Origin of the sequence: Bacteroides sp. AR20 (genome assembly GCF_964250605.1) — a bacterium.
GTDB lineage: Bacteria > Bacteroidota > Bacteroidia > Bacteroidales > Bacteroidaceae > Bacteroides > Bacteroides uniformis.
Genome location: NZ_CAXUGK010000003.1, coordinates 86,871 through 103,842, shown reverse-complemented (window position 1 = coordinate 103,842; position 16,972 = coordinate 86,871). Strand labels below are relative to the sequence as shown.

Genomic DNA, 16,972 nt, shown 5'->3' with positions numbered 1-16,972 from the left:
TGAAGAATCGCTATGCAGCGAGATGATGTACAGCTAAATTCTTCATTCTTCATTCTTAGTTCTTCATTTGTTTGTTATCTAATTTTTAATGTTATAATCGTTATCGCTGCCAATACAATCGTCACAATCCAGAAGCGGATGGTGATTTTGGATTCGTGGAACAGCTTGTCCGGTTTGGTGAATACTACGCTGCATCCCGGCTCTATCAGGCTCATGGAAGTGCGGAAGTGGTCGTGTATCGGTGTTCTTTTGAAGAGACGTTGTTTCACGCCTTTCCGCTTGCCTGCCTTGTAGTAGAGGCGTTGCAGGATGACCGAAAGGTTCTCCACCAGGAAGATACCGCAAAGGATGGGTATCAGCAGTTCCTTGTGAATAATGATGGCGTATACTGCGATGATTCCTCCAATGGTCAGACTGCCCGTATCGCCCATGAATACCTGGGCCGGATAGGCATTGTACCACAAGAAGCCGATAAGTGCACCGATGAAGGCACAGATAAAGATTACCAGTTCTTCCGAGCCGGGAATGTACATGATATTCAGGTAGCCGGCATATTCAATGTGGCTCGATACGTAGGCGAGTATTCCCAAGGTCAGTCCGATAATGGCAGAGTTCCCTGCCGCCATTCCGTCCATTCCGTCATTCAGGTTGGCTCCGTTGCTGACGGCGGTAACTACGAAAATCGTGATAATCACAAACAGTATCCAACCTGCTGTCTGGGCATGTTCACCCATGAAGCCCACTAGGTCGGCATAGTCGAAGTTGTTGCTCTTGAAGAATGGGATGGTGGTCTGTGTTGCCTTGATTTCCTTGGCGGCATGCACCACTTCTATCTGTCCGTCCGGTTTCTCTATTTCTATGTTCTCGCGGATAACCACCTGCGGACTGAGGTAGAGAGTCAGTCCGACGATAAGTCCCAAGCCTACCTGACCGATGATTTTGAACTTACCGTGCAGGCCTTCCTTGTCCTTCTTGAATATCTTGATGTAGTCGTCGGCAAAGCCCAGCGACCCCAGCCAGATTGTGGTAATCAGCATCAATATCATATAAATATTGCTCAATTTGCCCAGTAGTAGGCAAGGAATGAGTATGGCAAAAATAATGATGACACCGCCCATGCTGGGTACTCCCACCTTGTTTACGCCGAACGGGTCGATGCTGGCATCACGTTGCGTTTCAGTAATCTGCTTGCGTTTCAGTAGATTGATGAACTTATCTCCCCAGATACTCGAAATGAGCAATGCCAGAATGATTGCCATCAACGAACGGAAGGATGTATAGCCAAACATGCCCGCACCGGGGAAGTCATATTTGTCTAACCATTGAAATAAATAGTATAACATGATGTTAATTATTTAATTGTTTAATGTGCTAATGTGCCAATATGCTAATTGATAGTCTGGTATATCTGCTGGTAAAGGAATGAATATCCTACATGACGCATGGCAATTAGCACATTGGCATATCAGCACATTATTTCATTTAATATCTCTTTGTCGTCAAAATGGTGTTTCACGCCTTTAATCTCCTGATAATTCTCATGCCCCTTGCCTGCAACGAGAATCACGTCTCCCGGCTGTGCCAGCATGCAGGCTGTCTTGATGGCTTCGCGGCGGTCGGTGATGCTGATGGTTTTCTGCATGTCGTCTTTATCCAGTCCCGCCAGCATGTCGTTGATGATGTCCTGCGGCTCTTCAAAGCGCGGGTTATCGGAGGTGATGATGACCCGGTCGCTCAAGCGGGCGGATTCTTTGGCCATGATGGGACGCTTGCCTTTGTCGCGGTTGCCGCCGGCGCCCACAACGGTAATCACTTTCCCTTTTCCTTCCAGCACTCCGTGAATGGCGTTCAATACATTGACCAGGGCGTCTGGAGTATGCGCATAGTCCACAATGGCGGTGTAGCCTTTCGGTGAACGGATGGCATCGAAGCGGCCGGTTACCGGATGCAGCGTGCTGAGGGCAACCAGTACATCCTCTTCTTTCTTGCCAAGCAATACGGCAGTACCGAATACCGCCAGCAGGTTGTAGGCATTGAACTTTCCGATGAAACGTACTGCCAGTTCGTGATTGTTGAAGTCGAGCAACATTCCCTCGAAATGAGACTCCAAGACTTTGCCTTTGAAGTCGCTAAGACTACGCAAAGAGTAGGTGTATACCTTCGAACGGGTATTCTGCGTCATCACAAGTCCGTTCTTGTCATCCAGGTTGGTCAGGCTGAAAGCTCCTTTTGGCAGTTCGTCGAAGAACTTTTTCTTGGCTTTGAGGTAGTTCTCCACCGTTTTATGATAATCCAGATGGTCGCGGGTCAGATTAGTGAAAATACCGCCGGCAAACTTCAGACCGCTGATGCGCTTCTGGGCAATGGAATGGGAACTGACTTCCATGAAGGCATACTTGCAGCCGGAATCTGCCATTTCTCCGAGCAGGCGGTTCAGGGTTATCGGGTCCGGGGTGGTGTGTTCGGTCGGTACGGGCAGGTCGTCGATGTAATTGCATACAGTGGAAACCAGTCCGACCTTGTAGCCGAAATAGCGGAAAGTATTATATAATAAGGTGGCAACGGTTGTTTTTCCGTTGGTTCCGGTCACGCCGATGAGTTCCATCTTGGATGTAGGGTCACCATAGAAAGTGGTAGCCACTTTCCCTACGGCATCTTCACTGTCTTTCACCTGAATGTAGGTGATGCCGGCCTTAAGCTCTTCCGGCAATTCTTCACACAATACTGCAACAGCCCCTTTATCGATGGCAGCCGGAATATAGGCATGCCCGTCGGTCTGCGTACCACGCATGGCCATGAACAGATGTCCGGTTCCTATCAGGCGGGAATCTATATTCACCCCCGTTATCTCCATGCTTGTATTTCCGGTAATCCGGACCGGCTGTATTGTTTGCAACAAATCACTTAATCTCATACCTTATTATATATAGTGTATATCCAAATCTTGTTTATTCTCATGTTAACGTAGTGTCAGGGCTATGGTTTGTCCTTTCACTATCCGGCTACCGCTTGCTATGGACTGGTTCCTCACCCGTCCTACGCCGTTTAGCCTTACTTTCAGTCCTTTGCTCTCTAAAAGGTAGACAGCATCTTTCGCTCCCATACCTACCACGCTGGGCACGGTGCCCGAGGCCGGTTCCCGGTCCTGCAGGATGACTGCCGACGGAGCAGCTTGTGTATGTCCCCACTGTTCCTTTTTCTTTTGTCCAGAGAACTGTTTCTGAACGGGCACTTTCAAATCATTCAGTACAAGGAGTGCTTCGTTCATCTCTCCGGCTTTCACGGGAGGAATCACATTGGTGGTACTGTCTATGGCACTGCGTATGTCAAAACGCAGGTCTTTGGCATAAACTCTTTCTGCTATTTTCCCGAAGACACTACCTGCCATCAGACCGCCTGAAGCTGGTAACCCAGGCTTCTGGATGGAAACGATGCAACTGTATTTGGGTGCTTCCGAGGGGAAATATCCGCAGAAACTTACAAGGTAGTTCACCCGTCCCGACTTATATCCGGCGGCTCCTTGTGAAATCTGTGCCGTACCCGTCTTGCCCGATACAGAGAACTGCTTGCTGCCGGCGGGTTTTGCCAATCCTTGCGATACCACTTTCCGAAGGATTTCGCGGATTTGTGTCAGGGTATGGTCGGAGCATATCTTGGGATTGATTACTTCCGTAGGATATTCTTTCACTACCTCACCGTCCTTTACCGCTGCTTTCACAAACTTGGGGCGTACCATGACCCCGTTGTTGGCTATGGCATTGTAGAAGGTCAGTATGTTCATAGGAGGTACCTGAGTCTCGTAGCCGATACTCATCCACGGCAAAGTCGTTTTGGCAAAATAACGCTCTTTGGGTCCTTTGATGTTGGGCTTCCCTTCACCGGGTATTTGCAGATGAAGCGGCTGGTCGATGCTCATGCGCTTCAAACCGTCCACGAACTTCTGCGGATTATCCTTGTAGTGCTTGTCGATGAGGTAGGAGACGCCCACATTGGAAGAAACTTCCAGAATACGTGTCACATCTATCTTTCCATAACCTCCCCGGTGCCAGTTGTGGTCCCTCATCTTGCTGCCGTACATATTCGTAATACCGTTGCCCGTGTCTACCTCGGTATCCGGGGTTATCTTGCCATCTTCCAGTGCCACCATAATGGAGGCTGTCTTGAAGGTGGAGCCCGGTTCCAACATATCGCTGATGGCATTACTGTTCATTTCGTAGTAATTGCCGTCTCCGGCTTTCATCATGTTGACAATGGCCTTTACTTCTCCGGTAGCCACTTCCATCAGTACGGCTACCCCGACGTTGGCATTGATTTCCTTCAACTTGTCCACCAGGGCTTTTTCGCAGATGTCCTGCATGCCTACGTCGAGGGTGGATATGATGTCACAACCGTCTACCGGGGGAAGGTCTACGATATTCAGGTATTTATTCATCACCTTCTGACGGTGGGTAATACCGTTCCGTCCTTTCAGCAGGGTGTCGAAGGCCAGTTCAATGCCGTTACGGGCTCCCATGGCTGTATCGGCATAGAGACGGCCCAGGGTTTGGGCTGCCAAAGAACCGAACGGCTTTTTACGCTGGTTGTATATCTGTTCGTGGAACCCGCCTCTGTACTTGTTCATCTTGAATACGGGTAACCGTTTGGCTTCCTTATACTGAATGTAAGAGATGCGCCGGTTGCGGTTGGGAAGAATGTTGTAGTTCCGGCTCTTCATCTCCCGCCCCTTGCGCAGATGGCTTTTGAAGGTGGCGGCACTGATGTCCGGAAAAATCTGATGAAGCCCGATACAGATGGAATCGAAATTGGCTTTCCAGATAGAATCCTTGCGCTGCTGGTCCTTTTTGCGGCGTTTCTCGTCCCTTTCGCCGGACATGAAGTCCATATATATTTTATATTCTGGCAGCGAACTTGCCATCAGTTTGCCATCCGAGGACAGGATATTTCCCCGGTTGGGCTTCACCGTTACATTCTCTTTTACGAAGCGGTCGGCTACATCGTGCCAGTACTGTCGCTCGGCAAACATAATCATGGCGCCTTTCACAACAATAGCTATCCCCACCAACCCCATGAGTAGGACGACGAAGAAGTAACGGGTCATTATGTTTTTTTTATTTACAGCCAATGTTATTTACGATTTAACGATTTACGATGTACTATTGAAATTACTTTAATCCTCAATTCTCCATTATTTTAGTAAGTACGGTGGATTAGTGGAAGTCTGCAAATCGCTTTCTTTGGTGGCGATGTATTCCTCGATGCGCGATTGGCGGCTCCGCTCCATCAATTCCGAACTGCGTGTCAGGGCATCGTACTTGATGTCTATCAGCTCTTTTTTAAGATTGTCTATCTCTATCAGTTGCAGTTGGCATTCGTAACGGTTGTTGATGTAAATAATGATAAGCACCATGATAAGGAACAACAATCCGGCTTGGCGGCGGAAGAAGTCTGTGGCCAGAATGTCGCCTCCGATGATGTTCTTCAGTGAGGTGCGTTTTTTCACCTTTTCCGTATTCTTTTCTTCTTGCTTCTTTTCCATTGCTAGTCACTAATCATTCATTATTCTTTCTGCAATTCTCAGCTTGGCGCTGCGCGAACGCGGATTGCGCTCTATCTCTTTCTCGTCCGGTACAATCACTTTGTTGTTGACTAGCCGGAACGGGGTCAATACGTTCCCGAAAAAATCTTTTTCGGCCTTGCCTTCCACGTTGCCGGTTTTCATGATATTCTTCACCATACGGTCTTCCAGGGAGTGATAGGTTATCACCACCAGGCGGCCTCCCGGCTTTAGCGCTTCTGTTGCCGCATACAGCATTTCTTTCAGTGCTTCCATTTCCTGGTTTACCTCAATGCGCAATGCCTGGAATACTTTTGCCAGTTCTTTCTTCTCGCGTTCGCGGCCGAAGAGTGGCTTGACGATTTCCAAAAATTCGCCGATGGTGGCAATTCTCTGCGTAGTCCGTGCCTTAACGATGACAGATGCCAGTTTCCGGCTGTTCTTCAGCTCGCCGTACAGATAAAAAATATCGGCCAGCTTTTCTTCTTCGTAGGTATTCACGATGTCGGCAGCGGTCAGGCCGGCCCGCTTGTTCATACGCATATCCAGTGCCCCGTCGAAGCGGAAGGAGAATCCCCGTTCGCTGTCATCAAAGTGATGGGAAGATACGCCGAGGTCGGCAAGTATGGCATCCACTTTTTCGATGCCGTGATAGCGTAGGAAGTTGTGCAGGTAGCGGAAGTTGCTGCGTACGAATGTAAAATGCGGGTTGTTTACAATGTTGCGTTCCGCATCCTCGTCCTGGTCGAAGCTCAGCAGCCGGCCACCGTCTTCCAGGCGGGACAGTATCTCGCGCGAATGTCCTCCTCCACCAAACGTTACGTCTACATACGTGCCGTCCGGACGGATGTTCATTGCATCTACGCTCGGCATCAGCAATACGGGGATGTGATATGTTGTTTCTTCTTTCATCATCTGTTGTTTATAGCTTATTTTCGTCACAACAAATATTTTCGTCTCCCAGCAGTTCTTCAAGAGCCTCGCTGAACTCGTCGGGGTTCATGAATGGTTGGTCGGCACGTTCCTTAGCCCAGATTTCTATTGTGTTGTCCACACCAATGAAGCGGACATCACTTTGTATACCCGCCATTTGCAGGTAACGTTTTGGGAGCAGGATGCGTCCGTTCCCGTCAGGGGTCATGACTTCCGCGTCACTTACGAACTGGCGGAAAATCATTTGTTGTTTGGCGTTCCATTTATTCAGTCGGCAGCGAAGTTGGTTTTGAGTGGCAAACCATACACTTTCCGGGTAGAGCACCAGGCAATCCTGATACACGTCCTTACGCAACACGAGTCTTTCTTCAGAAGCGGCTTGCAGCTGTTTCCGGAAGGTGGCCGGGATGAAAACTCTTCCTTTTGCATCCGCCTTAGCCTCGATATTACCTAAAAATTGTATCATTTCTCACCTTATTATAATAAGTGACGGTAAAAATACACATTTCCCCACAATTCCCCACAATCTTTTAACTAAAATCTTAGGAAGAAGTTTTCAACACCTTGTTGATAGCTTATTCATTTGATAATGAAGCTGCTTTTGAAACGCTTTGCTGGTGGGGGATTCGTGTAGTCTCTTTTGAAAAGATTCGGTTGAGGATGACGGTCTTTGGTTTGAAAGTCGCTTGTTGGTGGAATGGTGTCTTGGGTGGGAAACTTCTTTCCCAGCTTTGCGGATATCTAAACCAAGACTTGGTTTCTCTATCCCCAGGCTTGGTTTGGAAAAACCAAAGTTTGGGATAAAGCTCTTTCTTAACTCTTTCTTGTTTTAGTATTAACTTCTGAAACTTTTTTTGTTAACTTCCCGTCTATTTTGTGAACGTTACTACTTACCGGAAGATGATGGGAGGGAGGAGTGATAATATTCCCCCTGGAGTGGTTGATTATTACATTCATCCACAGAATCCAGGGGGGGATAAATGTTTTTTTACTGTATGCTGTTCAGCAAGTCTAGCTTGCCCTCGTTCACCAGTTTTAGAATGAGTTCGCCAAACAATGTGTTTTGCCATGCAAACCAGGCGCGGGTGAACTTGGCGGGATTGTCTTTGTGGAAAGACTCGTGCATAAAGCCGGTTCCGGCTTCTGTATCCATCAACATCTTCACGCAAGTTTTAATCTCTTCATCGTTCTGGCTTGTGAAGGCTTTCATCATGATGCTCATCGGCCAAATCATGTCGTAGCCGATGTGCGGACCTCCAATGCCTTCGCCTGCCGTACCTTTGAAGAAGTATGGGTTATCCTCGCTCCATACGAAACGACGGGTGTTCTGGTAAATAGGATCGTTGATGTCCACATCGCCCAGATAGGGCAGTGCGATAAGGCTCGGTACATTGGCGTCGTCCATCAGAAGGTGGTTGCCGAAACCGTCTACCTCGAAGGCATAGATGGTGCCGTATTTGGGATGGTTGTAGGTAGCGTATTTTCGTAGGGCGGTTTCTACTTCTCCGGCCAGGTCGGTACATTCTTTTGCAAGCTCCGGGCGGTTATTGACTTCAGTCAGAATCTCGGCTGCCTTACGCAGCGAAGATACGGCGAAGAAGTTGGAGGGTATCAGGAATTGGAAGGTGGTGGCGTCATCGGAAGGGCGGAAAGAAGATGCAATCAGTCCGACCGGTTTCACCGGATTGCCCCAGCCGTCGTTGGTCATCGTGTCCAGTGCGCGTTCAGTTACCCGCTGGAAATGGTAGGAACCGCGTCCGTCACGGCGCTGTTGGTCGCGGAAGGTGGTCAGGATGTTTTGGATTGCTTTTATCCACTCGGCATCGAAGATGCTTGTATCACCGGTCGTTTTCCAGTAATGGTAGGCAAGGCGTAGCGGATAACACAGTGAATCGATTTCCCATTTACGCTCGTGCACCTCGTCGTTCATGTCGGTAAGGTCGGTTTTCCAGTGTCCGTCGGGGATGGGGCCGTCGTTGAAGGCGTTGGCAAACGGGTCTACATTAATCAGCTTGAATTGGCGGTTGATGACTCCTGCAAGCATCGTCTTCAGTTCCTTGTCTTCATTGGCCAGCTGTACGTAGGGCCACACCTGCGCACCTGAGTCGCGGAGCCACATGGCATGGATATCTCCGGTGTAGACAAATGTGTCGGGCTTCCCGTCTTTCTTGTCCTTGCGGAAATGGACGGTGGTGTCCAGCGTGTTGGGAAAGCAGTTAGTGAACATCCATGACAGCTTCTGATTTTTCAGCAGCTGCTGTATCCGTTGAATTTGTTCTTCTACGGCTTTGGAACGGAACAGTCGTTTTGATTCTACCGGTCGGTTGTCTTTCTTGATAGCGTCGGAGGCGCATACGTGGTTACTCATGGCCGGCTGTACGGCAAAAACGGCAGGAGTAGCCATTGTCATTGCTGCAAATGTGCAGGCTGTAATGATTGTCTGTTTCTTCATGTTGTTTATTAATTACTCGGTTTTTCTTTAGGTATCTTGGTTTGTGTCCCATGATTGCCCAAAGATAAGCATATTTACTTTTTTATCCGGCCAATTAATAAACAATTCTTAGGTTGCCGTATTCTCTTATCTGAAATCTTTCAGTTCCTGTTGCAGTTTCTGGCGGGTAAAGAAGATGCGGCTCTTTACTGTTCCAAGTGGGAGGTTCAGCTTTTCTGCGATTTCACGGTACTTGAAACCGGAGACATGCATGGAGAAAGGTATCTTGTACTCACGTGGCAAGGCATTGACAATGCGGTGCATTTCCTTCAGGTCGTAGGCGCCTTCTGTGCTGTCGAGTGTGAGGTCGTGCGGCGTGTTCAGATGATAGAGATTGTCTGTGGTATCTACAAATGTCTGGTCACGTACCACTTTACGGTAATTGTTGATGAAAATATTACGCATGATGGTATATATCCATCCTTTAAAGTTGGTATCAGGTGTGTACTTCTCTTCATTGTCCAGAGCTTTCAGGGATGTCTCTTGAAGCAGGTCGTTGGCCTCTTCGCGGTCGGAGGTTAATTTATATGCAAAGCGTAATAAGTCGTTTTGAACTCCGAGTAGGTCTTGGGTAAATGTTCTATTATTCATAATGGATGTTTTTTAAATTATTGTTCGTTTTATTGATGATGCAAAGCTACGGATGATTTCTCTTTTTGATAGACGGAAATCAAACTCTCTTTGGGGTAAAATCTAACAATTGGCAGTTTTCGGGTGGCTTTGGTTAGCTTTCAGTGCCTCGGATAGGTGGAAAAGTGGGATGTAGCCAGAGATTGCTATCCTGATTTTTGTAAATAATATTATCGCAAAGCGTAACGGCTTGAATGAGTTTGTGTACGAAATACAAGGGGCGAGACCATGAAAGGCAGACGCGGGATTGTCCCGGCCTGCCTTTCTCTCTTTTGATACAACTAAAATCTGTACTCTTCTTAATTTATGGAAATCACTGGTTTTATATGCTGAGTGCTTAAACAAAATCCTTCAAGTCTTGTTGTAGTTTTTGGCGGGTGAAGTAAATGCGGCTCTTTACCGTGCCTAAGGGCAACCCTAGCTTCTCTGCAATTTCGCGGTATTTGAAGCCGGAGACATGCATGGAGAAGGGAATCTTGTACTCCCGTGGAAGGGAGTTGACAATGCGGTGCATCTCTTTCAGGTCATATGCGCTTTCTGTGCTTTCAAAAGCGGCGTCGCGCGGCAGGTTCAGGTGATAGAGATTGTCCGTGGTATCCACGAAAGTCTGGTCACGCACCACTTTGCGGTAATTGTTGATGAAGATATTGCGCATGATGGTGTATATCCATCCTTTGAAATTAGTATCGGGCGTATACTTCTCTTCGTTATCCAGAGCTTTCAGGGATGTTTCCTGCAAGAGGTCGTTGGCTTCTTCACGGTCGGAAGTAAGTTTGTATGCAAAACGCAATAAATCGTCTTGAACTCCGAGCAGGTCTTTTTTAAATGTTATATTGTTCATATGTGCTATGTTTTTTTTCGTTAATCTTGATATTGCAAGTTTACGGAAGTTTTCTCTTTCAGGCAGACGGATTTCAAACACACTTTAGGGGAAAAACTATCAATTGACAGTTTTTAGGTGCTATTTGATAGATTTCGGGTGCAGTTTTCTGTCATTTTTTTGCGATTAATTAAAAAGATGAGTTAATTTTGCGCATTCATTTCATCAAAAGAAGAATGGCTGACGACTCTTTATTTTTGATTGACATAGACAAGATACTTCGGGAAAAGGCTCCGAAGAAGTCTAAGTATATCCCCAAGTTCGTGGTTTCTTATTTGAAGCATATCGTTCATCAAGAGGAATTGAATGTCTTTTTGCGGGAGTCGAAAGATAAAGTCGGTGTGGATTTTCTGAAAGCTTGTCTGGAGTTCCTTGATGCCGATATTGTGGTAAAGGGGGAGGAGAATCTGCCTAAAGAAGGGCTTTATACTTTTGTATCCAACCATCCCCTGGGTGGGCAGGACGGAGTGGCGTTGGGTTATGTCCTGGGCTCCTTTTATGGCGGCAAGGTGAAATATATGGTCAACGACCTGCTGATGAACCTGCACGGACTGGCACCGCTCTGTATCCCCATCAACAAGACGGGAAAGCAGGCCAAAGACTTCCCGAGAATGGTGGAGGCGGGATTTGCTTCGGACAATCAGCTCATCATGTTTCCCGCAGGTCTTTGTTCACGTAGGCAGAATGGGGTCATCCGTGACTTGGATTGGAAAAAGACCTTTATCGTGAAGAGTGTCGAAGCCCACCGTGATGTAGTTCCCATCCACTTCGAGGGGCGGAACTCCAACTTCTTTTATAATCTTGCCAATTTTTGTAAGATGTTGGGCATCAAGTTCAATATCGCCATGCTTTACCTGGCAGATGAAATGCTGAAGAATCGCCATAAAACATTTACCATCACCATAGGGAAGCCTATCCCCTGGCAAACTTTCGACAAATCGAAAAGCCCGGCCGGATGGGCGCAATATGTGAAGGATATTGTATATAAATTGTAGAGAGACCGTATTTATATAAAAGAAGAACTACTAACAGAGAAATATGGAAGATGTAATTGCACCGATAAGCAAGGAGCTGTTGAAAGCGGAGTTGACTGAGGAGAAGCGCCTGCGCATGACCAATAGAAGTCATAACCAGATATATATCATTACTGCCCAAGACTCTCCGAATACCATGAAGGAGATCGGCCGTTTGCGCGAGATTGCGTTCCGCGCTGCGGGAGGAGGAACGGGCAAGTCTATGGATATTGACGAATATGACATCATGGACAATCCGTACAAGCAGTTGATTGTCTGGAATCCGGAAGCTGAAGAAATTTTGGGTGGATACCGTTATATCTTAGGTACGGATGTGCGTTTTGACGAACATGGTGCCCCTATTCTGGCAACTGCCCATATGTTTAACTTTTCGGATAAATTTTTGAAGGACTATCTTCCTACGACCATTGAGTTGGGACGTTCGTTCGTTACGTTGGAGTATCAGTCTACGCGTGCTGACAGCAAGGGGCTGTTCGCGTTGGATAATCTGTGGGATGGTTTGGGCGCACTGACCGTAGTCATGCCCAATGTGAAGTATTTCTTCGGAAAGGTGACTATGTATCCCAGCTATCATCGTCAGAGCCGTGATAAGATTCTTTATTTCCTTCGGAAACATTTTGCGGATAAGGACAACCTGATTACTCCGATGAAACCGTTGCTTCTGGAGTCGGACGAGAATGAATTGGATGCTCTATTCTGTAAAGACTCTTTTAAGGAAGACTATAAGATTTTGAATTGTGAAATCCGTAAGGCGGGGTACAATATTCCCCCGTTGGTGAATGCCTATATGAGTCTTAGCCCTACCATGCGTATGTTCGGTACAGCCATCAATTACGGTTTTGGAGATGTGGAGGAAACGGGTATCCTGATTGCCGTGGACGAGATTTTGGCAGAAAAGCGCATCCGCCACATCGAGTCGTTCATAGCGAGCGAACCGGAGGCGTGCAAGCTTACGTCGGGAGCAAATAAGGTTGTATCATAGGACTATCCGGAGGAATGTTTGTCGTCTGTTATACCGCTGGCAAGCTATTCCCGTTTATTTTCCTATATAAATCGAGTGCAAATACATCCGTCATTCCGGAGATGTAATCCAATACCGCCTGTATTCTTTCGTAGAGTGCAGGCGCTTTTATGTTGTACTGGCCCGATACGCGATTGATGAGCAGTTGCGAATATGCCTTTTCCGGAGAACGCACGGCGTCAATCATCAGTTCGAGCAGGGTACTGATGATGCGGAAACCGGCAAGTTCAATGTCCAGTACATCGCGTGAACGGTAAATCCTCTTCAGGGAGATGTCTGCACAGTGCTTGTAGGCATTGGCTGGTACCTCGGATATATGGTTGATGAGGCTTCCTTCAAATTCTCCTTTCAGAATCTTTTCTTCATTGTCTACAAAGGCTTGCACGCATTCGCCGATAAGCAGTCCGATAACGCTGGAACGCAGATAGGCTATTTGTTCATTGGTGTCACTTACTATCTCCATCGTTTTGAGCCGGTGTGCTTGGCGCTCTTTCGAGAAATAAGAAAGAAGCAACTCTTTGGTTTCTTGTGTAGTCAGAATTTTCAGTTTGTGAGCATCCTCAATATCCATCATCTGGTAGCAGATGTCATCGGCGGCTTCCACCAGATAGACCAGCGGGTGGCGGGCATATTTCAACGGGGCATCGTTCTGCTTCTCCATACCCAACTCTTCTGCTATGCGGCGAAAACTTTCTTCCTCTGTGATGAAGAAACCGAATTTTGACTTTTTGCCTGCAAGACTCGATGAAAAGGGATATTTCACGATGCTTGCCAAGGTGGAGTAGGTGAGTACAAATCCTCCCTGTCGCCTTCCCTCAAACTGGTGGGTAAGCAGGCGGAACGCATTTGCATTCCCTTCAAAGTGGGTAAGGTCCTCCCATTGGGAAGGTGTCAGTTGGCCCTTCAGGGACATTCCTTTTCCTTCAGAAAAAAAGGTGGAAATAGCTCGTTCTCCCGAATGTACGAAAGGAGGATTTCCCAAGTCGTGTGCCAGGCAGGCGGCCGAAACTATGGAGCCTATTTCGGTGAGGTAGCTGCCTTGCAGTTCCGGGTGGCGGGCAATGAGAACTTTCGATACATCGTTGCCTAATGAGCGGCCTACGCATGATACTTCCAAGCTGTGTGTCAATCGGTTGTGGACAAATACACTACCGGGAAGAGGGAATACCTGGGTTTTGTTCTGCAGACGGCGGAAGGGGGCAGAGAAGACAAGGCGGTCATAGTCACGTTGGAATTCCGAGCGGTTTTCATGGCGTTCCTGGTGAAACTCTTCCAGTCCGAAGCGTTTGGCAGATATGAGCGTATTCCAATTCATCATGATGTTATTTGAGATTTGACGATTTACTATTTACGATTGAAGTTACTATTATTTAACTGCAAATGTATCACTATTTTGTATAAAAAGCCGTATTTTCGCCCAAGTTTATAGTAAAAGGAAGATGAATTGCGAAACTTGAATTACTCGAATTGTAAGAATAGAAGTAGCCCCAATCGTAAATAGTAAATCGTCAAATCGTAAATAACATCATGTTGAACGTACAAATCATCAATAAATCAAAGCATCCGCTTCCGGCTTATGCCACTGAGCTGTCTGCAGGAATGGATATCCGTGCAAACCTTAATGAACCTATTTCGCTGGCTCCGATGCAGCGGTGTCTGGTGCCTACTGGCCTTTATATCGCTCTTCCGGAAGGATTTGAGGCGCAAGTGCGTCCGCGTAGCGGATTGGCCATTAAGAAGGGGATTACCGTGCTGAACTCCCCTGGAACGATTGATGCCGATTACCGTGGTGAAGTTTGTATTATTCTCGTCAACCTTTCTGCAGAAACCTTCGTCATCGAAGATGGGGAGAGGATTGCACAAATGGTGATAGCGCGTCACGAACAAGCTCTTTGGCAGGAAGTGGAAGTGCTGGATGAGACGGAGCGCGGTGCCGGTGGCTTCGGGCATACGGGTAAAAAATGAATGGATATTGTTCCGTTTTACGGGTTAAGAATTTATAATTAAATAGATGAGAATCAGAGTAAAAATAATACTTGCGTTGTTGATAGGTACCTTCTGCTTTACTACGTACGGAGTGCAGGCTGCCAATGTTCAAGCTTCTAAGGAGAAAATGAGCGGGTACGGTCGGTCTGAAAAGGCACGGAAGGAATTGAAGAAACGGAAGAAGTCGAAGAAAGCCGACGTTTCGCCCGTAAAGGAGCTTACCCCCGAACAGCAGCGCCGTTACGACTACTTCTTTCTTGAAGCCGCCCGTCTGAAAGTCCAGAAAGACTATGATGCGGCTTTCGATGTCCTGCAACATTGCCTGACGATAAACCCGAACGCATCATCGGCTTTGTATGAGATGGCCCAGTATTATATGTACCTCAAGCAGGTGCCGTTGGGACAAGCCGCGTTGGAAAAGGCGGTGGAGAATGCTCCCCATAATTACTGGTATGCCCAGGGACTTGCCAATCTGTATATGCAGCAAAACGAAACGGAGAAAGCCGCTGCCTTGTTGGAAAATATGGCGGTACGTTTCTCGGATAAGCTGGACCCGCTATACAACTTGCTGGAGATTTACAACCGCCAGGAAGAGTATGACAAAGTTATCGGTATACTGAACAAGCTCGAGGAACGGATGGGCAAGAATGAACAGCTCAGTATGGAGAAGTTCCGCATCTATCTGCAAAAGAAGGACGACAAGAGCGCCTTTCATGAAATAGAAAGTCTGGTAGAAGAGTATCCCAACGATATGCGCTATCAAGTAGTGCTGGGGGATGTCTATATGCAGAACGGGAAAAAGCAGGAAGCTTATGAGATTTACAAGAAGGTGCTGGCCGAAGAGCCGGACAATGCAATGGCCATGTACTCATTGGCTTCTTACTACGAAGAGACCGGACAGAAGGGGCTGTATGAACAGCAATTGGACACGCTGTTGCTGAACAAGAAAGTGGCTTCGGACACCAAACTGAATGTGATGCGGCAGTTCATCGTGCAGAACGAGCAGGCAGGCAAGGACAGCACACGTGTCATTACGCTCTTCAACCGTATCATGGAGCAGGAGCCCGATGAGGCGCAATTACCTTTGCTGTATGCCCAATATCTTCTTTCCAAAGGAATGAACAAGGAGGCTGGACCGGTTCTGCGCCAGGTTCTGGCGATAGACCCTACCAACACAGCGGCTCGTATGACATTGCTGGGGGAAGCTGTGCGCCAGGAGGATTACAAGGAAATAATGAATTTGTGCGAAGCCGGTGTGGAGTCCAATCCCGATATGTTGGAGTTCTATTTCTATCTGGCCATTGCCTACAACCAGGCGGAACGGACGGATGATGCCCTTGCCATCTGTCAAAAGGCTTTGTCGCACGTCAAGGACGACAGCAAGAAGGAGGTCGTATCAGATTTTTATGCCATTATCGGTGATGCTTATCACACCAAGAATCTGCATGCGGAAGCTTATGCGGCTTATGATTCCGCTTTGGTGTACAATCCTTCAAACATCGGTGCCTTGAATAACTACGCATATTATCTTTCCGTGGAGCGCCGCGACTTGGACAAGGCGGAAGAGATGAGCTACAAGACAGTGAAAGCCGAGCCGAACAATTCCACCTATCTCGATACATATGCATGGATATTGTTTGTTAAAGGTAATTATGCCGAGGCGCGTCTCTACATAGATGAGGCGATAAAGAATGATAAAGATAGCAGTGACGTGGTCTTGGAACATTGCGGAGATATCTATTACATGACTGGCGATGCGGAAGGTGCCTTGAAATACTGGAAACAAGCCTGGGATAAGGGCAATCGCTCTGATACGTTGAAACAGAAAATACAAAAAAAGAAATATATATCAGATGAAACTAAACCTGCTGAATGATATGGCAAGGACGTGCCGCCTATTGTCCTTGCTGTTGTTGCTGGCTGTGGGGCTTGCCGGTTGCAAGACTTCGCGTCACTCAAGTTCTCTGTCCGGAGAATCTGCCTGCCTTTCCTCCAAAGTGCAGCTGACGGTACCCCATAAAGATGCCACCCTTACTGTGAACGGTACGATGAAGTTGAAGAAGGAAGAATGCATGCAGATTTCCTTTCTGATGCCGATACTTCGTACGGAGGTGGCACGTATGGAAGTCACCCCGGATGAGATTCTGTTGGTAGACCGTATGGGAAAACGTTATGTCCGTGCAACACGTAAGGAACTGAAGGATGTGCTGCCCAAGAAGGCGGATTTTGCCCATTTGGAGAAACTGCTTTATGCTGCTTCCAAACCCAATGGCAAGAAGGTGCTTACCGGCAAGGAACTCGGGATACCCTCTCTGGAAAAGGGAAAGATTGAACTTTCCAACTTCTCGGATAAGCCTTTTGCACTGACTCCTACCCAGCTCTCACAGAAATATAAAGAGGTGGAGCTGGAAGAACTGCTGGAAATGCTGATGGACCTTTGATT

Annotated in this window: 15 protein-coding genes; 5 read left to right on the top strand and 10 right to left on the bottom strand. The window is 47.4% G+C overall.

What is annotated here, in order from left to right; all coding sequences use genetic code 11:
- Positions 1 to 74: 74 nt before the first annotated feature.
- The 9 genes from mraY to ACESTD_RS02815 form a co-directional block, all read right to left on the bottom strand.
- On the bottom strand, positions 75 to 1,343 hold the full coding sequence (gene mraY / locus ACESTD_RS02855; RefSeq protein ID WP_005830392.1) for a phospho-N-acetylmuramoyl-pentapeptide-transferase: 1,269 nt from the start codon (positions 1,341 to 1,343) through the stop codon (positions 75 to 77).
- 122 nt (positions 1,344 to 1,465) lie between these two features.
- Positions 1,466 to 2,914, bottom strand: a complete 1,449-nt coding sequence (locus ACESTD_RS02850; protein ID WP_057097761.1) for a UDP-N-acetylmuramoyl-L-alanyl-D-glutamate--2,6-diaminopimelate ligase — start codon at positions 2,912 to 2,914, stop codon at positions 1,466 to 1,468.
- A 45-nt stretch (positions 2,915 to 2,959) separates the two neighbouring features.
- Positions 2,960 to 5,098: a penicillin-binding protein gene (locus ACESTD_RS02845; protein WP_373158660.1), complete on the bottom strand. Its 2,139-nt coding sequence runs from the start codon at positions 5,096 to 5,098 to the stop codon at positions 2,960 to 2,962.
- An 87-nt stretch (positions 5,099 to 5,185) separates the two neighbouring features.
- Positions 5,186 to 5,536 carry an FtsL-like putative cell division protein gene (locus ACESTD_RS02840; protein WP_005830386.1) on the bottom strand — a complete coding sequence of 117 codons (351 nt, stop codon included), beginning with the start codon at positions 5,534 to 5,536 and terminating at the stop codon, positions 5,186 to 5,188.
- 9 nt (positions 5,537 to 5,545) lie between these two features.
- A complete protein-coding gene (rsmH, locus tag ACESTD_RS02835; protein ID WP_057097771.1) occupies positions 5,546 to 6,466 on the bottom strand; it encodes a 16S rRNA (cytosine(1402)-N(4))-methyltransferase RsmH in 921 nt (306 codons plus the stop codon).
- Between the two features lie 10 nt (positions 6,467 to 6,476).
- A complete protein-coding gene (gene mraZ / locus ACESTD_RS02830) occupies positions 6,477 to 6,953 on the bottom strand; it encodes a division/cell wall cluster transcriptional repressor MraZ (protein WP_005834563.1) in 477 nt (158 codons plus the stop codon).
- 522 nt (positions 6,954 to 7,475) lie between these two features.
- Positions 7,476 to 8,897, bottom strand: a complete 1,422-nt coding sequence (locus tag ACESTD_RS02825) for a glycoside hydrolase family 125 protein (RefSeq protein ID WP_085931532.1) — start codon at positions 8,895 to 8,897, stop codon at positions 7,476 to 7,478.
- A gap of 168 nt (positions 8,898 to 9,065) precedes the next feature.
- Positions 9,066 to 9,569 (bottom strand): RNA polymerase sigma factor, encoded by a 504-nt coding sequence (locus tag ACESTD_RS02820; RefSeq protein ID WP_005830374.1) that lies wholly within the window; start codon positions 9,567 to 9,569, stop codon positions 9,066 to 9,068.
- A 376-nt stretch (positions 9,570 to 9,945) separates the two neighbouring features.
- Positions 9,946 to 10,449 carry an RNA polymerase sigma factor gene (locus tag ACESTD_RS02815; protein ID WP_057097758.1) on the bottom strand — a complete coding sequence of 168 codons (504 nt, stop codon included), beginning with the start codon at positions 10,447 to 10,449 and terminating at the stop codon, positions 9,946 to 9,948.
- 215 nt (positions 10,450 to 10,664) lie between these two features.
- On the opposite strand from ACESTD_RS02815, the gene ACESTD_RS02810 reads away from it, so the two are divergent.
- Together ACESTD_RS02810 and ACESTD_RS02805 are read left to right on the top strand one after the other, a co-directional pair.
- Positions 10,665 to 11,483 (top strand): 1-acyl-sn-glycerol-3-phosphate acyltransferase, encoded by an 819-nt coding sequence (locus ACESTD_RS02810; protein ID WP_329779234.1) that lies wholly within the window; start codon positions 10,665 to 10,667, stop codon positions 11,481 to 11,483.
- Positions 11,484 to 11,526: 43 nt separating this feature from the next.
- Complete coding sequence (locus tag ACESTD_RS02805) at positions 11,527 to 12,504, top strand: GNAT family N-acetyltransferase (protein ID WP_117588746.1); 978 nt, start codon at positions 11,527 to 11,529, stop codon at positions 12,502 to 12,504.
- 28 nt (positions 12,505 to 12,532) lie between these two features.
- Here ACESTD_RS02805 and ACESTD_RS02800 read toward each other — a convergent pair whose 3' ends face one another.
- Complete coding sequence (locus ACESTD_RS02800; RefSeq protein WP_373158661.1) at positions 12,533 to 13,861, bottom strand: deoxyguanosinetriphosphate triphosphohydrolase; 1,329 nt, start codon at positions 13,859 to 13,861, stop codon at positions 12,533 to 12,535.
- 212 nt (positions 13,862 to 14,073) lie between these two features.
- On the opposite strand from ACESTD_RS02800, the gene dut reads away from it, so the two are divergent.
- From dut to ACESTD_RS02785, 3 genes are read left to right on the top strand one after another with little or no spacing between them, the layout of a single operon-like run.
- Entirely contained in the window at positions 14,074 to 14,508 is a 435-nt protein-coding gene (dut, locus tag ACESTD_RS02795; protein WP_025831605.1) for a dUTP diphosphatase, read from the top strand.
- Positions 14,509 to 14,554: 46 nt separating this feature from the next.
- Positions 14,555 to 16,405: a tetratricopeptide repeat protein gene (locus ACESTD_RS02790; RefSeq protein ID WP_272221693.1), complete on the top strand. Its 1,851-nt coding sequence runs from the start codon at positions 14,555 to 14,557 to the stop codon at positions 16,403 to 16,405.
- A complete protein-coding gene (locus ACESTD_RS02785; protein ID WP_005830366.1) occupies positions 16,383 to 16,970 on the top strand; it encodes a DUF4292 domain-containing protein in 588 nt (195 codons plus the stop codon). Before ACESTD_RS02790 ends, ACESTD_RS02785 begins: the two co-directional genes overlap by 23 nt.
- Positions 16,971 to 16,972 lie beyond the last annotated feature (2 nt).